We start from the raw sequence: 13,095 nt of genomic DNA on the forward strand, positions 1-13,095 counted from the left end.
GCGATACGACAAACGCGCCTACATCTTCCATGGCACCGTCACCGTCGCATCAATCCGACTCTGGCTCCGACGATGATCCGCCGTACAGAACCTAGTGCGATAAGCACCCTTGCCGCGAAGGGCAGTTGATCTGCCGTCCGGCGTGTTACGTTCCGAGCCCGAACAGAAAACAGGTGACCCCGGCAGCGCGGCAACGCTCCGGGGCCCGGCACAAGGAGTCGAACCACTCCCATGCGCATCCATCGTACCGAACAGGTACGGCACTTCACCGTGCTTCCCAACGCCGTCCTCCAGTACCGCAAGCTCAGCTACACCGCCCGCGGTCTCCTCGCCGACCTCCTCTCCCGCCCCGACGGCTGGCGCGAGGACGGTCGCCACATGGCCGCCACCAGCCCCCAGGGCCGCGGCGCCGTCCGCAAGGCCCTCAAGGAGCTCGCCGACGCCGGCTTCTACCGCGTCGAGACGGTCCGCCTCCCCGACGGAACGCTCCGCAGCGAAACCCACGTCTACGACACCCCCTGGCCGTCCCCTCCGAGTGCCACCCGTCCGGCGCCCGGTGGCCCGGCTGCCGGTCGTACAGGCAGCCCTCCCGTAAAGAAGCGGGAGCAAGAACCCACCCTCCCCGCGAATCCCGCCGCCGACGAGCAGACCCGACAAGCGGTGGCCACCCTGTTCCGGGCGATCCGCCCCGAGCCTCGCCTCCGCCTCGGCCAAGCCGAAGCGGAGATGCTGGCGCCCCTCGTCGCCCAGTGGGTGGAGCGCGGCAGCACCCCGAGCGACCTCGCCCAAGCCCTCCTCCCCGGCCTGCCGAACCCGATGCACTCCGCCGCAGCCGTGCTCCGCTACCGCCTGGAGCACAAGATGCCCCCTCCCCGCCCTCCGGACCGGCAGCGAACGATCGGCTATGTCGAGTGCACGGAGTGCCGCAACCCGATGCCCCGCCACGGCACCTGCCGTACCTGTACGGGCGGCCATAGACGACCCGCCTCCACCGGATGCGGAGCCACCGTCGCAACGATGGGTGCCACGCGGGCTCGCACCGCCCTGAAAGAGGCCAGAGCCACCCGCACCGCGCCGTCCAACCCCCGTCCACCGGCAGGCTCGCGCCCGTGATGCGGGAGGCGGCCGGAAGGCCGAGGGCGGCCACCTCCGCGCGCTCGATGAGGCCTTCCAGGGCGTGCTTCGATCCGCAGGAGCGGATCGGTGTCCTTGGTCTCCGCTACGTTGTCGGCGAAACGAGACGAAGGGCACCGTTGTGCACGCCGGTATCGAAGAGCTCATGCAGGCCATGTCGCCGGAGCACGGCGCAGATGAGCGGGTCGACTGGGCTGTCGCCCGGGCGAGCTGGGGTGTCACCTTCCCAGAGGACTATCGAGCCTTCATGGCGGTGTACGGCAGCGGTTCGATCAGCGACGAGGTCGATGTCCTCGCCCCGTCGCCCGTCGGAACGACCTTGGTCGCGTCGATGGAAGGCGTGACACGTGACGCCCGCGCCGCCTGGGCGTTCGAGGGCGGCGAGGCCGTCCTCGACGTCGACCCGAGCCACATCCTGGCATGGGGTGTGACCTCCGGCCCCGACTGGTTGTGCTGGCTGACCACGGATGACGATCCTGACCGATGGCCGGTGCTGGTCATCGGCCGTCATGCGAGACCGATGTTCGCGGAGCACCCGTTCGGCATGGCCGAGTTCCTCTGCCGACTGCTGAGTGAGGACTCGGCGCGCTGGGAGCGATGGCCGCTCGGCATCGGACGCCCGCTGCTGATGAACCCGGCGCCGAGCTTCGTGCACTGGCAGGTGCAGAAGGACCGGTGGAACGCCGGCCTCGACCCGGCCACAGGAGCTCCGAGCAAGTATCCCGAGGGTTTCTGACCGCAGCGACGAGACGCGGAAATCAGTGCGAAGGCCGCAGGAAGTCGGCCCGACCGACTTCCTGCGCAGTGGGAACGCCTCCGCGCGGGGCCGCCGCGCTCAGTGGGCCGTCCAGCCCCCGTCGACCGGCAGGCTCGTGCCCGTGATGTACGCGGCGGACGGCGTGCAGAGCCACAAAGCCAGCGCCGCGACCTCCTCCGGCTCGATCAGGCGCTTGATGGCCGTACGGTCGAGCATGATCCGCTCGACGACCTCCGCCTCCGGGATGCCATAAACCTGCGCCTGGGCCGCGATCTGCTTCTCCACCAACGGAGTTCGGACGTAGCCCGGGTTGATGCAGTTGCTCGTGACCCCGTACGGCGCCGCCTCCAGCGCGACGGTCTTGCTGAGCCCCTCCAGAGCGTGCTTCGCCGTCACGTACGCCGACTTGAACGCGCTGGCCCGCAGGCCGTGGACGGACGACACGTTGATGACGCGGCCCCACCCCTGCGCGTACATGTGGGGCAGGGTGCGGCGCAGGATGCGGAATGGGGCCTCCACCATGACGCGTTGGATGAGGGAGAAGCGGTCCGGCGGGAACTCGTGGACGGGGGCGACGTGTTGGAGGCCTGCGTTGTTGACCACGATGTCGGCGTCGGCCGGCAGGGCGTCGACGGCCTGCGGGTCGGCGAGGTCCGCGACGACGGCGTGTCCGCCGATCCGCGCCGCGAGCTCCCGGGCCGGGCCGGCCGCCAGGTCGACGACGTAGACCCGGGCGCCGGCCCCGGCGAGGGCCTCGGCGCAGGCCCGGCCGATGCCCGAGGCGGCGCCGGTGACGAGGGCCGTGCGGCCGTCGAGCGGGCGGGCTGTAGTGGTGTCCATGGGCCAGAACGGTAGGAATACGGGGGCTCGGCTCCCATGTGGCGGGCCACTACAGCATCCTGGTGGACGGTGGTGGTCACCACTATGACGGTCGATCGACGGTTCGACCCCGGAAGCCCAAACCCATCCTGTCCCGGCTTCCCCACAATGGGCGCGGTTGCTTCACCCGTTCGGAGGATTGCTCGGTCAGATCCACCCATAGCGCCCGAATGCTCGCTACATTCACGCCGATTCCCGACAGGGGGCGCCGCCACAGGCAGCCGAAGCGCTGGTAGAGCCCGGTGCGGCGTCCGAGAGGTGTTGACTGATATGCCCCAACGGCCTGCAACCGACAGCCCGGCGTACGGACCGCTCGACCCGCTCGACCAGCACCGCGGTCCGGTCGGCCGGGCCCTGCCGGACGCCCCTGACGCCATGACCGCCCACGCCCCGGCCGCCGACGAGCTGCGGCTGCCCGAGCAGGCCACCACCGACCGGCACCAGTCCGCGACACCCGGGCCCACCGGCGGCGCGGGCACGGCGACGGCCACCGCGACGGCAACGGCCACCGCGACGGCGACCGTCGCACCCCCGGCGACCGCCTCCGGCCACGCGGGCGGCCACGCCGGCCACTCCGGGCCGGCCCCGCAGAACGGCCAGCTGGCCGCGCTGATCGAGGAGGCCGGCTTCTCGCACGCCGGCCTGGCCCGCCGGGTCGACCAACTCGGCCTGGAGCACGGCCTCGACCTGCGCTACGACAAGACCTCGGTCACCCGCTGGCTGCGCGGCCAGCAGCCGCGCGGCGCCACGCCCGCGCTGATCGCCGAGGTCTTCACCCGCCGCCTCGGCCGCCGCCTCACCGCCCAGGACCTCGGCCTGGACGCCTGCGCCCCGGTCTACGCGGGCCTGGAGTTCGCCGAGACGCCGCAGGAGGCGGTGGACATCGTGGCGAGCATGTGGCGCAAGGACAACGGCCCGCAGTCCGAGCTGCGCCGGATCGCCTTCACCCCGGCCGGCCTGGTCGTCCCCAGCCGGGACTGGCTGATCGGCCGCACCGACGAGCGCGTCGCCCGGGACGGCTCGACGCTGGCCCGCCCGGACACCGCCGGCGGCTCGTCACCGGCCGGCCCGCCGACGGCGAACACGCCCACCGCGCCCGGCGCACCGGCCATGGGCCCGCTGCGCGGTCAGGCCCCGGTCGGGCCCGGCCCGCGCAGCGCGGCCGCCGCCGCCGCGCTCAGCCGCGTCCCCACCCAGAGCCGCCGCCCGCCCGCCGCCGTCGAGCCGCCGTACGCCGACCCGGCCCGCGAGCAGCGCCCCGCCCTGCGCGTCGGCCGCGGCGACATCGCCGCCATCCGCGCCGTCGGCGACCTCTTCCGCGCGCTCGACCACGCCTACGGCGGCGGCCACGCCCGCCAGGCGCTCGTGCGCTACCTGGAGAGCGAGGCCGAGCCGATGCTGCGCGGCCGGTACGGCGAGCAGATCGGCCGCGCCCTGTTCGGCGCCGTCGCGGACCTCACCAGGCTGGCCGGCTGGACTTCCTTCGACATCGCCGCCCACGGCCTCGCCCAGCGGTACTTCGTCCAGGCGCTGCGCCTCTCCCAGGCGGCCGGGGACCGCGCCCTCGGCGGGTACGTGCTGGTGACGATGAGCCAGCAGGCCGTCCACCTCGGCCACGGCCGGGAGGCGGTCCAGCTGGCCCGGGTGGCGCAGCAGGGCGTGGGCACCGCGGTGCCGCCCGTCGTCCAGTCGCTGCTGCACGCCGCCGAGGCGCGCGGGCACGGCCTGCTGGGCGACGTCCGGGCGTGCACCACGGCGCTCGTACGGTCCGAACGCGCCCTGGCCGCGGCCCGTCCGGGCGACGAACTCCCCTCCTGGGCGCGGTACTTCGACGAGGCGCAGCTCTCCGACGAGTTCGCCCACTGCTACCGCGACCTCCAGCAGTGGCGCACCTCGGCCCAGCACGCCGAGAAGTCGCTGCGGCTGCGCTCACCCGCGTACGCCCGCAGCCGGATCTTCTGCCGGCTGGTGCTCGCCACCGCGCGGCTCGGCATGGGCGACCTCGACGAGGCCTGCACGATGGCCACCGACGCGCTGCGGGCGGCGGGGGAGATGCGCTCGGCCCGCTCGCTGGAGTACGTCCGGGACTTCCACCGCCGCCTCACGCCCTACCGGGGCAGCCCGGTGGCGCGGGCGTTCGAGGAGACGGCGCGCCAGGCGGGGGTGATCTGACCAGCGGCAGCCGGACGACGAATGCGGATGACGACGGATGCAGGGCCGGGCGCACGACGACGCCCGGCCCGCACCGGCCTGCCCGTCCACCTCACCAGCTCTCGGCGCGCACCCGCGGCTGCCCCGGCTCCGACAGCGGTGGCCGGACGTCGCCGCGCAACCGCTGCGCGGCGAGCGGGAAGACGAGCACCGAGAGCATCCCCGCGCCGACCAGCGCGGCGGCCGTCGAGGACGGCATGTGCCCGGCCTCGACCTCGATCGTCGTGATCACCACGACCAGCGGCAGCGCCGTCGCGCCGTACAGCCCGAGCGCCCCGCGGTCGCGCCGCCCGAGCCCGGCCGGGGCGAGCAGCGCGGCCGGCACGCCGCGCACGGCGAGGAACAGCAGCAGGAACACCGGGACGAGCAGCAGCGTGCCGGGGTCGTGCAGGAGCGCGTCCAGGTTGAAGTTCATCCCGCTGACGACGAAGAACACCGGCACCAGGAAGCCGAAGCCGATGCTCTCCAGCTTGGCCTCGATCACCTCCTCCTCGTGCGCCGGGACGTCGGAGAGCAGCAGCCGGGAGACGATCCCGGCGGTGAACGCGCCGAGCAGCATGTCGAGGTCGAGCCAGATCGCCGCGGCGACCATCACCGCGAGCACCAGGATCACCGCGCGGATCGCGAACTGCCCGGAGGTGCGCAGGGTGCGCTCGATCAGCCGGATGACCCAGTCCGGCCGGGTCCGCCGGGCGCCGAGGATCGCGAGGGCGGTGATGACGGCGAAGGCGCCGAGGATGACGGCGGTCCTGGCGGGGGAGTTGCCGCTGAGCAGGACGGCGATCGCGATGATCGGCCCGAACTCGCCGACGGCGCCGGTGGCCATCACCAACGAGCCGAAGGGGGTGGGTAGTTCGCCCGAGTCGCGGAGGATCGGCAGGATGGTGCCGAGCGCGGTCGTGGTGAGCACGAGCCCGGCGAAGGCGCCGTCCAGCGCGTTCCGGTTGACCAGCGCGCCCACCCCGAGGGCGAGGACGACCGTCGCGAGCCACGCGGTGCCCGCCCGTTTCAGCGGGCCGCCGCGCAGCTTGGCGAAGTCGATCTCGTACCCGGCCAGGAACATCAGCATGGCCAGGCCGAACTGGGAGAGCTCGTTGACGAGGTCGTCGACGTGCGCCCAGTTCAGGAGGTCCGGGCCGATCAGGACGCCGAGCACGATCTCGAACACGACGGTCGGCACGGCGATCCACCGCAGCAGCCGGTCGGCGAGCAGCGGCGCGGCCACCGCGGCGGCGGGGATCAGGATCAGCGCGACCGGTTGGACGGCGGCGCTCACCGCGCGACCGGCCGCAGGGCCCGGACGGCGGTGGCCGTCCCGGCGGGCGAAACCATCCGAATAGCGGTCATATCGTCATCCTGGCACGCCGCCAGGCCGCCACCGCGGCAGCCCGTCCGCGTGTTCCAGGCCGCCACCGCGGCAGCCCGTCCGCGTGTTCCAGGCCGCAGCGGGGTGTCGCGTCTGCGGGCGGTGCGACCTGCGCCGGAGAAGCCCGGACCCGCCGTCAGGCCGCCGCCTCCGCCTCCTGCGCCGAGGCCGGCAGCCCGAGGTCGCGCAGCACCGCCCGCGCCACCCGCCGTCCGGAGACCAGGGCGCCCTGTACGGAGCTGGTGTCCCGGTGGTCCCCGGCGACGTACAGCCCGGCGAGCACCCGCACCGGCCGCTGCGGGTTGTGCGGCGGTGGCATGGCCGGCAGCGCGTCGGGCAGGTGCCGGACGCTGAGGAACTGCCAGCCCCGGGTCGAGGTGCCGTACAGCTCCGCGAGCCGGGCCCGGACGGCCGGTTCGAGCCCGGCCGGGCCGCCCGCGTCGAAGGCGCGCCGCCCGAGCACGGTGGTGGCGACGAGCGCCTGGCCGGCGGGGGCGTACGAGGGGTCCAGCTCGCTGAGGACCAGCGAGTGCGAGACCAGCGGCGGCCGGCCGCCGGGCCGGTCGGCGTCGAGGAGGAGGACGGGTTCGTTCAGCGGGGCCCGGTCGGCGGCGTGGAAGAAGGTGGTGACCGGGTGGAAGTCCGGCAGCCGCAGCCCCGGCATGAGCTCGACGGCCGAGCGCGCGTCGGTGGCGATGACGACGGCCTGGGCGCCGATCCGGCCGTGCGCGGCGGTCTCGACGCCGTCGGCCGCGATCGCGGTGACCTCGATCCCGGTGCGCACGGTGCCGGCGGGCAGTGCGGCGGCCAGCTGGGCCGGCACGGTCGCGATGCCGCCGGCGGGCAGACAGAGCCGCCCGCGGGCGTAGCTGCGCAGGACGAGGTCGGCGACCCGACTGCTGGTCCCGAGCGCCGGGTCGCCGAGCAGGGCGCTGAGCAGCGGCCGCAGGAAGCCGTCGACGGTGCGCGGGGCGAGCCCGTGGCCGGTGAGCGCGCGGGCGGTGGTGGTCTCCGGGCGGGCGTGGATGCGTCCGGCGGGGGTGGCGGCGAGGCGGGCGAGCCAGCTGCCGAGGCGGGCCTTGTCGAGCGGACTGCCGAGCGGGGCCCGGACGGCGGCCTGCCGGGCGGCGGTGAGCTGCGGGTCCCCGGCGCGGTAGCGGCGGCCGGCGCTGTGCACGAGTACGCCGGGCGCGAGCGGGCGCAGCTCCAGGCGGTCGACGTCGAGCGCGCGCCGCAGTTCGGGGAACGCGGTGTTGAGCAGGTGGCTGCCGTCGTCGAGCCGGAACCCGTCCAGCTCGCGGGTGGCCATCCGGCCGCCGATCCGGTCGGTGCGTTCGAGGAGCTGAACGGTGAGGCCCTGGCCGGTGAGTGCGCGGGCGGCGGTCAGGCCCGCGAGGCCGGCGCCCACCACGACGACGTCCGGGTCGGACGGTCGGCGGGCGCGGCGGGTGAAGTCGTACGTGGGCACGGGCGTGCTCCCTCCCTGGTTCCCGGGGCTCCGGCCGACGCAGGCAGCGGGGTGCCGGGACACGGTCCGACGATGTGATGCCCAGTCAGTGTGAGCGTCAGACAAACGCATCGGACCGGATCCGGTGCCCGGAAGGGCTCGGGCGGGGGCGCGGTCACGGACTGTGAGCCGTGGCGGCCCGGTTGGGGGGTCGGCGGGCGCGCACGGTCACCGGGGGCGTGCAGCGCGCCCACCGTGTGCTCCCGTGCGCCCCCTGCCGGAGCCCCGTCCGACCCCCGCCCGGCATATGCCCCTGGCCAGCACGAATGCCGTACGCCCGGTACGTTTCGGGGGCCCCTGCCCGGTACGTTTCGCGAGCCCCCGCCCGGTACGTTTCCCGGGCCCGGAACACCGGACGCGACAGCCCTCGGAGAACTGCCCGCAGCCCTCAGGGAACTGCCCGCAGCCCTCAGAGCGCCGCCCGCACCGCCGCGTCGACGTCCGTGTGCGCGAACTCGAACCCGGCGTCGAGCAGGCGCCGGGGCACCACCCGGTGGCTGCCGACGACCTCGATCGCGAGCTCCCCGAGCACCGCCTTCAGCACCGCCTCCGGCACCGGAAACGGAGTAGGCCGGCCGAGCACGCGCCCGAGGGCCGCGGTCAGTTCGGCGTTGGTCACCGGCTCCGGCGCGGTGAGGTTGAAGGCGCCGGAGAGGTCGTCCCGGTCGATGAGGAAGCGCAGCGCGGCGACCTCGTCGGCCAGCGAGATGTAGCTCCAGTACTGCCGCCCGTCGCCGAGCCGCCCGCCCAGACCGAGCTTGAACAGCGGGAACAGCCGCCCGCCCGCCCCGCCGGCGGCGGACAGCACCAGCCCGGTGCGCGGGTGGACGACCCGGATCCCGGCGCGCTCGGCGGGCCGCGCGGCGGCCTCCCACTCGACGCACACCTCGGCGAGGAAGTCGTCGCCGAGGGGGGAGTCCTCGTCGATCACCCGGTCGCCGGTCTGCCCGTACACGCCGACCGCGGAGGCGCTGACGAGGACCTTCGGCGCCTCCTTGAGCTCCGCCAGCGCGACGGCGAGCGTCTCGGTGCCGAGTACCCGGCTCTCGCGGATCTCCCGCTTGTAGGCGGCCGTCCAGCGGTGGTCGCCGACCCCGGCGCCCGCCAGGTGCACGACGGCGTCGACACCGGCCAGGCCGTCCCGGTCCACCTGGCCGAGCAGCGGGTTCCAGCCGATCGCGGTGGTGCCGTCGGGCTGCGGACCCGTCCTGGAGCGGTGCCGGACCAGCCGGACCACCTCGTGGCCGTCCGCCGTGAGGGAGCGGACGAGCGCCGAACCGATCAAACCCGTGGAGCCTGTGACAGCGATGCGCATGGGCCCATCCTCCCAGTCCTTAACCCGTAGGAGGTTTGGACACCCCTGATTAGGCTGACGCGCATGCATGATGACGATCTGATCATCCGACCCGCCAAGCCCGAGGACGACCGCGAACTCGCCGCCCTCAACCGCGCCGCGTGGACCTCCCTGGCCGAGGTCGCCCCGCAGCCGCCCGAGGAGGACGGCGTCTTCGACGAGCGGCACACCCCGGAGCAGTACCTGCTCGCCGTCGTCGGCGACCGGATCGTCGGCTACATCCGCCCGGTCCCGGCCACCCCGCTGGCCAGCAACCGGCACGTCCGCCAGATCCAGGGCCTGGCCGTCGACGCCTCGGTGCGCGGCCGGGGCGTCGGCCGGAAGCTGGTCGAGGCCGCGTGCGCGGCGGCGCAGGCCGAGGGCGCGCGCAAGATGACGCTGCGCGTGCTCGGCTGGAACACCCCGGCCCGCCGCCTCTACGAGAGCTGCGGCTTCGTCGTCGAGGGCACGCTCGCCGAGGAGTTCCTGCTCGACGGCACGTACGTGGACGACATCTGGATGGCCCGCCGCCTCACCGACTGACAGGCTCCCTCGCCTGACGGTGCATCAGATGTGAACGGATGGTGCAGAGTCGTGACCGGCCCGCGCTGTCTCGACCACCGTCCCGCCGGGTACGGTACGCCCGTGAGCAACTCGACGCCTCCCGGGTGGTACCCGGCACCCGGCCCGGACGGCACCCCCGGTCAGGAGCGCTGGTGGGACGGCAACGCCTGGACGGCCGAGGTGCGCCCGCTCCAGGGCGGCGCCGCCCAGGTCGCCGACGCGCCGACCCAGGGCTGGCAGCCCGCCCAGACCCCGCCCGCGTACGGCTACGGCGCCCCGCAGGACCCGCCACCGCCCGGCTACGGTTACCCGGGCGGCCAGGCCCCGGGCTACGGCTACCCCGCCCAGGGCTACGGCGCCCCCGAGTACGGCCAGGGCTACGGGGGCCAGGACTACGGGGCCTACCCCGGCACCCAGCAGCCCGGCTACGGCTACCCGCCGCCGGCCCGCAGTGGGGGCGTGAAGCCCGCCGTCGTCATCGGCATCGCCGTCGCGCTCCTCACCGTGGGCGCCGTGATCGCCGGCCTGGCGCTCAGCGGCGGCTCCCCGACGGCCGATCCGACCCCGAACCCGACGGTCACCGTCACCAAGAGCGAGGCCCCGGCGCCCGTCCCCAGCCCGACGTACACCCTCCCCACCAACGGGCCGACCCCGACGCCGACCCAGCGGGCGCCCAAGCCCGCGCCGGTCCTCAAGAGCACCGTGCCGGATCCCCAACACGCCATCACCGTCCCGCTGTTCGACGGCTGGGACGACTTCCCCAGCGTCGGTGCGAAGACCACGCTCTACCTCGGCTCCGGCCGCTACACCTGCCCGGACGGGAACAACACCTGCATCCGCGGCCAGTTCGCGATCCAGCGGGACGCCATCCAGGGCGCCACCGCCAAGGCCGCCGCCGAGGCCGCGATGCCCGCCTACGCGGCCGAGATCTTCAGCGGGATGACCTCGCACACCGACTCCGGCTCGGGCTCCGTCACCGTCGCGGGCGTGCTCGGCTATGCCTCCCGCTGGCACGTCCGCACCAGCGACGGCACCCAGGGCTACGTCCTGCTGGCCGCCCTCCCGGCCAAGGGCGGCGGGTTCGTGGTGCTCGAGGGCGGCGTGGACGACGACCCGGCCGCGCCGGACGCCTCCGTGCTGGACCAGATCCTCCGGGGCATCAAGCAGGACGGCAGCGCCGGCACGGGCAGCACGACCTGACCGTACCGGAGTCCGGGAGGAGCGCGGCGCTCAGTCCCCGTAGCGCTCCCAGAGCTTGGGGAAGCGTTTCGCCATGGCGTCCGGATCGTCGAAGTCCAGCGGAGTCCCGGACGGACGGCCCGCCGGCTTCCCGCCCACGTCGGGCAGCGGCAGGCCGGTGAGCTGCTCGTAGGCCTCGTCGGCGGCGTAGCCGAGGTCCTCGGCCTCGCCGTCCTCCTCCTCGTCGAACTCGGGCAGCAGGTCGGCCAGGTCGTCCGGCTCGTGCAGCCCGCCCTCGAAGACGTCCCGGCCCTGGCCGATCAGCCAGCAGCGGAAGAAGTCGAAGGTGTCCTCGGAGGAGTCGCCGAGCAGCAGGTGGGCGGCGCCCCACAGGTCGTAGCGGTAGGCGCGCTGGAAGCGGGCCTCGAAGAGCCGGCCGAAGTCGATGACGTCGTCCGGGGTCAGCTGGACGAGGTGCTCCACCAGCCGGTCGGCCTGCTCGTCGGGGTCGCCCTCGGCGGCCTCCCGGGTCTCGTCGATGATCTGCCAGAAGTCGGTCTCGTCCATCACCGCTCCAGCATCCCCGCTCGCCCGCCTCCGCGCATGCCATGGCCCGGCGAAACGCTGGTGACGATCGTGTGCGGAACGGCGGAAACGGCGGAACCCCGCGCCGTCCGGGGACGACGCGGGGTTCCGCGGGACTGCAACCGGTCAGAGGCCGAGCTCGACCTCGAACTCGCCGGCCTCGAGGATCTCCTTGACCGCGACCAGGTAGCGGGCGGCGTCGGCGCCGTCCACCAGGCGGTGGTCGTAGGAGAGCGACAGGTAGGTCATGTCGCGGATGCCGATGGCGGTGCCGCCGTCGGCCTCGATGACGACCGGGCGCTTGACGGTGGCGCCGATGCCCAGGATGGCGACCTGGTTCGGCGGCACGATCACGGTGTCGAACAGCGCACCGCGCGAGCCGGTGTTGCTGATGGTGAAGGTGGCGCCGGACAGCTCGTCCGGGGTGATCTTGCTGTCGCGGACCTTGGTGGCCAGCTCGGCGGTCTTCTTCGAGATGCCGGCGATGTTGAGGTCGCCCGCACCCTTGATGACCGGGGTCATCAGACCCTTCTCGGAGTCCACCGCGATACCGATGTTCTCGGTGTCGAAGTAGGTGATGGTGCCCTCGGCCTCGTTGATCCGGGCGTTGACGACCGCGTTGGTCTTCAGCGCCTGGGCGGCGGCCTTGACGAAGAACGGCATCGGGGACAGCTTGACGCCCTCGCGGGCGAGGAAGGAGTCCTTGGCCTTGGCGCGCAGCGACATGATCTTGGTGACGTCCACCTCGACCACGCTGGTCAGCTGGGCCTGCTCGTGCAGGGCCTTCAGCATGTTGTCGCCGATGACCTTGCGCATGCGGGTCATCTTGACCGTCTGGCCACGCAGGGCGGACGGCGCGGCGACGGCCTTCGGCGCGGCGGCCGGGGCGGCGGCGACCGGGGCCGGCGCGGCCTTGGCGGCCTCGGCGGCGGCGATGACGTCCTGCTTGCGGATGCGGCCGCCGACACCGGTGCCGGTGACGGAGGACAGCGCGATGCCGTGCTCGGCGGCGAGCTTGCGCACCAGCGGGGTGACGTAGGCGTCACCCGCGTCTGCCACCGGGGCAGCCGGGGCGGCCGGGGCGGCGACGGGGGCCGGCGCGGCAACCGGAGCCGGAGCGGCAACGGGGGCCGGGGCGGCGACCGGAGCCGGAGCAGCGGCGACCGGGGCCGGGGCGACCGGAGCGGCCGGGGCGACCGGAGCCGGAGCGGCAACCGGAGCCGGGGCTGCGACGGGGGCCGGGGCAGCGACGGGGGCCGGGGCAGCAACCGGAGCCGGAGCGGCAGCAGCCGCACCCGGGGCACCGATCAGCGCGAGCTGGGCGCCGACCTCGGCGGTCTCGTCCTCGGCGACCAGGATCTTGACGACGACGCCGGCGACCGGCGACGGGATCTCGGTGTCGACCTTGTCGGTCGAGACCTCGAGCAGCGGCTCGTCGACCTCGACGGTCTCACCCTCGGCCTTCAGCCAGCGGGTGACGGTGCCCTCGGTGACCGACTCGCCCAGCGCGGGCAGCAGGACCGGGGTGGCGTCGCCGGCCGGGGCGGCCGGAGCGGCGACCGGAGCCGGAGCAGCCGGGG

Annotated in this window: 11 protein-coding genes; 5 read left to right on the forward strand and 6 right to left on the reverse strand. The window is 74.1% G+C overall.

Annotated features, from left to right (window positions below; genetic code table 11):
- The first annotated feature begins 231 nt into the window (after positions 1–231).
- Both AB0O00_RS17620 and AB0O00_RS17625 read left to right on the forward strand, forming a co-directional pair.
- Complete coding sequence (locus tag AB0O00_RS17620) at positions 232–1,113, forward strand: hypothetical protein (protein ID WP_363652704.1); 882 nt, start codon at positions 232–234, stop codon at positions 1,111–1,113.
- 142 nt (positions 1,114–1,255) lie between these two features.
- A complete protein-coding gene (locus tag AB0O00_RS17625; RefSeq protein ID WP_363652706.1) occupies positions 1,256–1,870 on the forward strand; it encodes an SMI1/KNR4 family protein in 615 nt (204 codons plus the stop codon).
- A 99-nt stretch (positions 1,871–1,969) separates the two neighbouring features.
- On the opposite strand, the gene AB0O00_RS17630 is transcribed toward AB0O00_RS17625, so the two are convergent.
- Positions 1,970–2,731 (reverse strand): 3-hydroxybutyrate dehydrogenase, encoded by a 762-nt coding sequence (locus AB0O00_RS17630; RefSeq protein WP_363652707.1) that lies wholly within the window; start codon positions 2,729–2,731, stop codon positions 1,970–1,972.
- Between the two features lie 309 nt (positions 2,732–3,040).
- On the opposite strand from AB0O00_RS17630, the gene AB0O00_RS17635 reads away from it, so the two are divergent.
- Positions 3,041–4,942, forward strand: a complete 1,902-nt coding sequence (locus AB0O00_RS17635; RefSeq protein ID WP_363652709.1) for a regulator — start codon at positions 3,041–3,043, stop codon at positions 4,940–4,942.
- A gap of 91 nt (positions 4,943–5,033) precedes the next feature.
- Here AB0O00_RS17635 and AB0O00_RS17640 read toward each other — a convergent pair whose 3' ends face one another.
- The 3 genes from AB0O00_RS17640 to AB0O00_RS17650 all read right to left on the reverse strand — a co-directional run bounded on the left by AB0O00_RS17640 (position 5,034) and on the right by AB0O00_RS17650 (position 9,169).
- Positions 5,034–6,257 (reverse strand): cation:proton antiporter, encoded by a 1,224-nt coding sequence (locus tag AB0O00_RS17640; RefSeq protein ID WP_363652711.1) that lies wholly within the window; start codon positions 6,255–6,257, stop codon positions 5,034–5,036.
- Positions 6,258–6,483: 226 nt separating this feature from the next.
- Positions 6,484–7,815, reverse strand: coding sequence for an NAD(P)/FAD-dependent oxidoreductase (locus AB0O00_RS17645; RefSeq protein ID WP_363652713.1), 1,332 nt, complete (start codon positions 7,813–7,815; stop codon positions 6,484–6,486).
- A gap of 448 nt (positions 7,816–8,263) precedes the next feature.
- Complete coding sequence (locus tag AB0O00_RS17650) at positions 8,264–9,169, reverse strand: TIGR01777 family oxidoreductase (protein ID WP_363652715.1); 906 nt, start codon at positions 9,167–9,169, stop codon at positions 8,264–8,266.
- Positions 9,170–9,232: 63 nt separating this feature from the next.
- Here AB0O00_RS17650 and AB0O00_RS17655 point away from each other — a divergent pair, with 63 nt between their 5' ends.
- Both AB0O00_RS17655 and AB0O00_RS17660 read left to right on the forward strand, forming a co-directional pair.
- Positions 9,233–9,730 carry a GNAT family N-acetyltransferase gene (locus AB0O00_RS17655; RefSeq protein ID WP_363652717.1) on the forward strand — a complete coding sequence of 166 codons (498 nt, stop codon included), beginning with the start codon at positions 9,233–9,235 and terminating at the stop codon, positions 9,728–9,730.
- A gap of 102 nt (positions 9,731–9,832) precedes the next feature.
- Entirely contained in the window at positions 9,833–10,951 is a 1,119-nt protein-coding gene (locus AB0O00_RS17660) for a DUF2510 domain-containing protein (RefSeq protein WP_363652719.1), read from the forward strand.
- A 30-nt stretch (positions 10,952–10,981) separates the two neighbouring features.
- On the opposite strand, the gene AB0O00_RS17665 is transcribed toward AB0O00_RS17660, so the two are convergent.
- Positions 10,982–11,497: a DUF4240 domain-containing protein gene (locus AB0O00_RS17665; protein WP_363652721.1), complete on the reverse strand. Its 516-nt coding sequence runs from the start codon at positions 11,495–11,497 to the stop codon at positions 10,982–10,984.
- 144 nt (positions 11,498–11,641) lie between these two features.
- Positions 11,642–13,095 (reverse strand): 2-oxoglutarate dehydrogenase, E2 component, dihydrolipoamide succinyltransferase (gene sucB, locus AB0O00_RS17670; RefSeq protein ID WP_363652723.1); only part of this gene is annotated, 1,454 nt, incomplete at its 5' end.

Origin of the sequence: Kitasatospora sp. NPDC093558, from assembly GCF_040683475.1 — a bacterium.
Taxonomy (GTDB): domain Bacteria; phylum Actinomycetota; class Actinomycetes; order Streptomycetales; family Streptomycetaceae; genus Kitasatospora.

Bases quoted from the DNA above. Each gene is read 5' to 3' on its own strand.
- AB0O00_RS17630 (WP_363652707.1), bottom strand. From the start codon at position 2,731: ATGGACACCACTACAGCCCGCCCGCTCGACGGCCGCACGGCCCTCGTC.
- AB0O00_RS17665 (WP_363652721.1), bottom strand. From the start codon at position 11,497: ATGGACGAGACCGACTTCTGGCAGATCATCGACGAGACCCGGGAGGCC.
- AB0O00_RS17655 (WP_363652717.1), top strand. From the start codon at position 9,233: ATGCATGATGACGATCTGATCATCCGACCCGCCAAGCCCGAGGACGAC.
- AB0O00_RS17620 (WP_363652704.1), top strand. From the start codon at position 232: ATGCGCATCCATCGTACCGAACAGGTACGGCACTTCACCGTGCTTCCC.
- AB0O00_RS17650 (WP_363652715.1), bottom strand. From the start codon at position 9,169: ATGCGCATCGCTGTCACAGGCTCCACGGGTTTGATCGGTTCGGCGCTC.
- AB0O00_RS17635 (WP_363652709.1), top strand. From the start codon at position 3,041: ATGCCCCAACGGCCTGCAACCGACAGCCCGGCGTACGGACCGCTCGAC.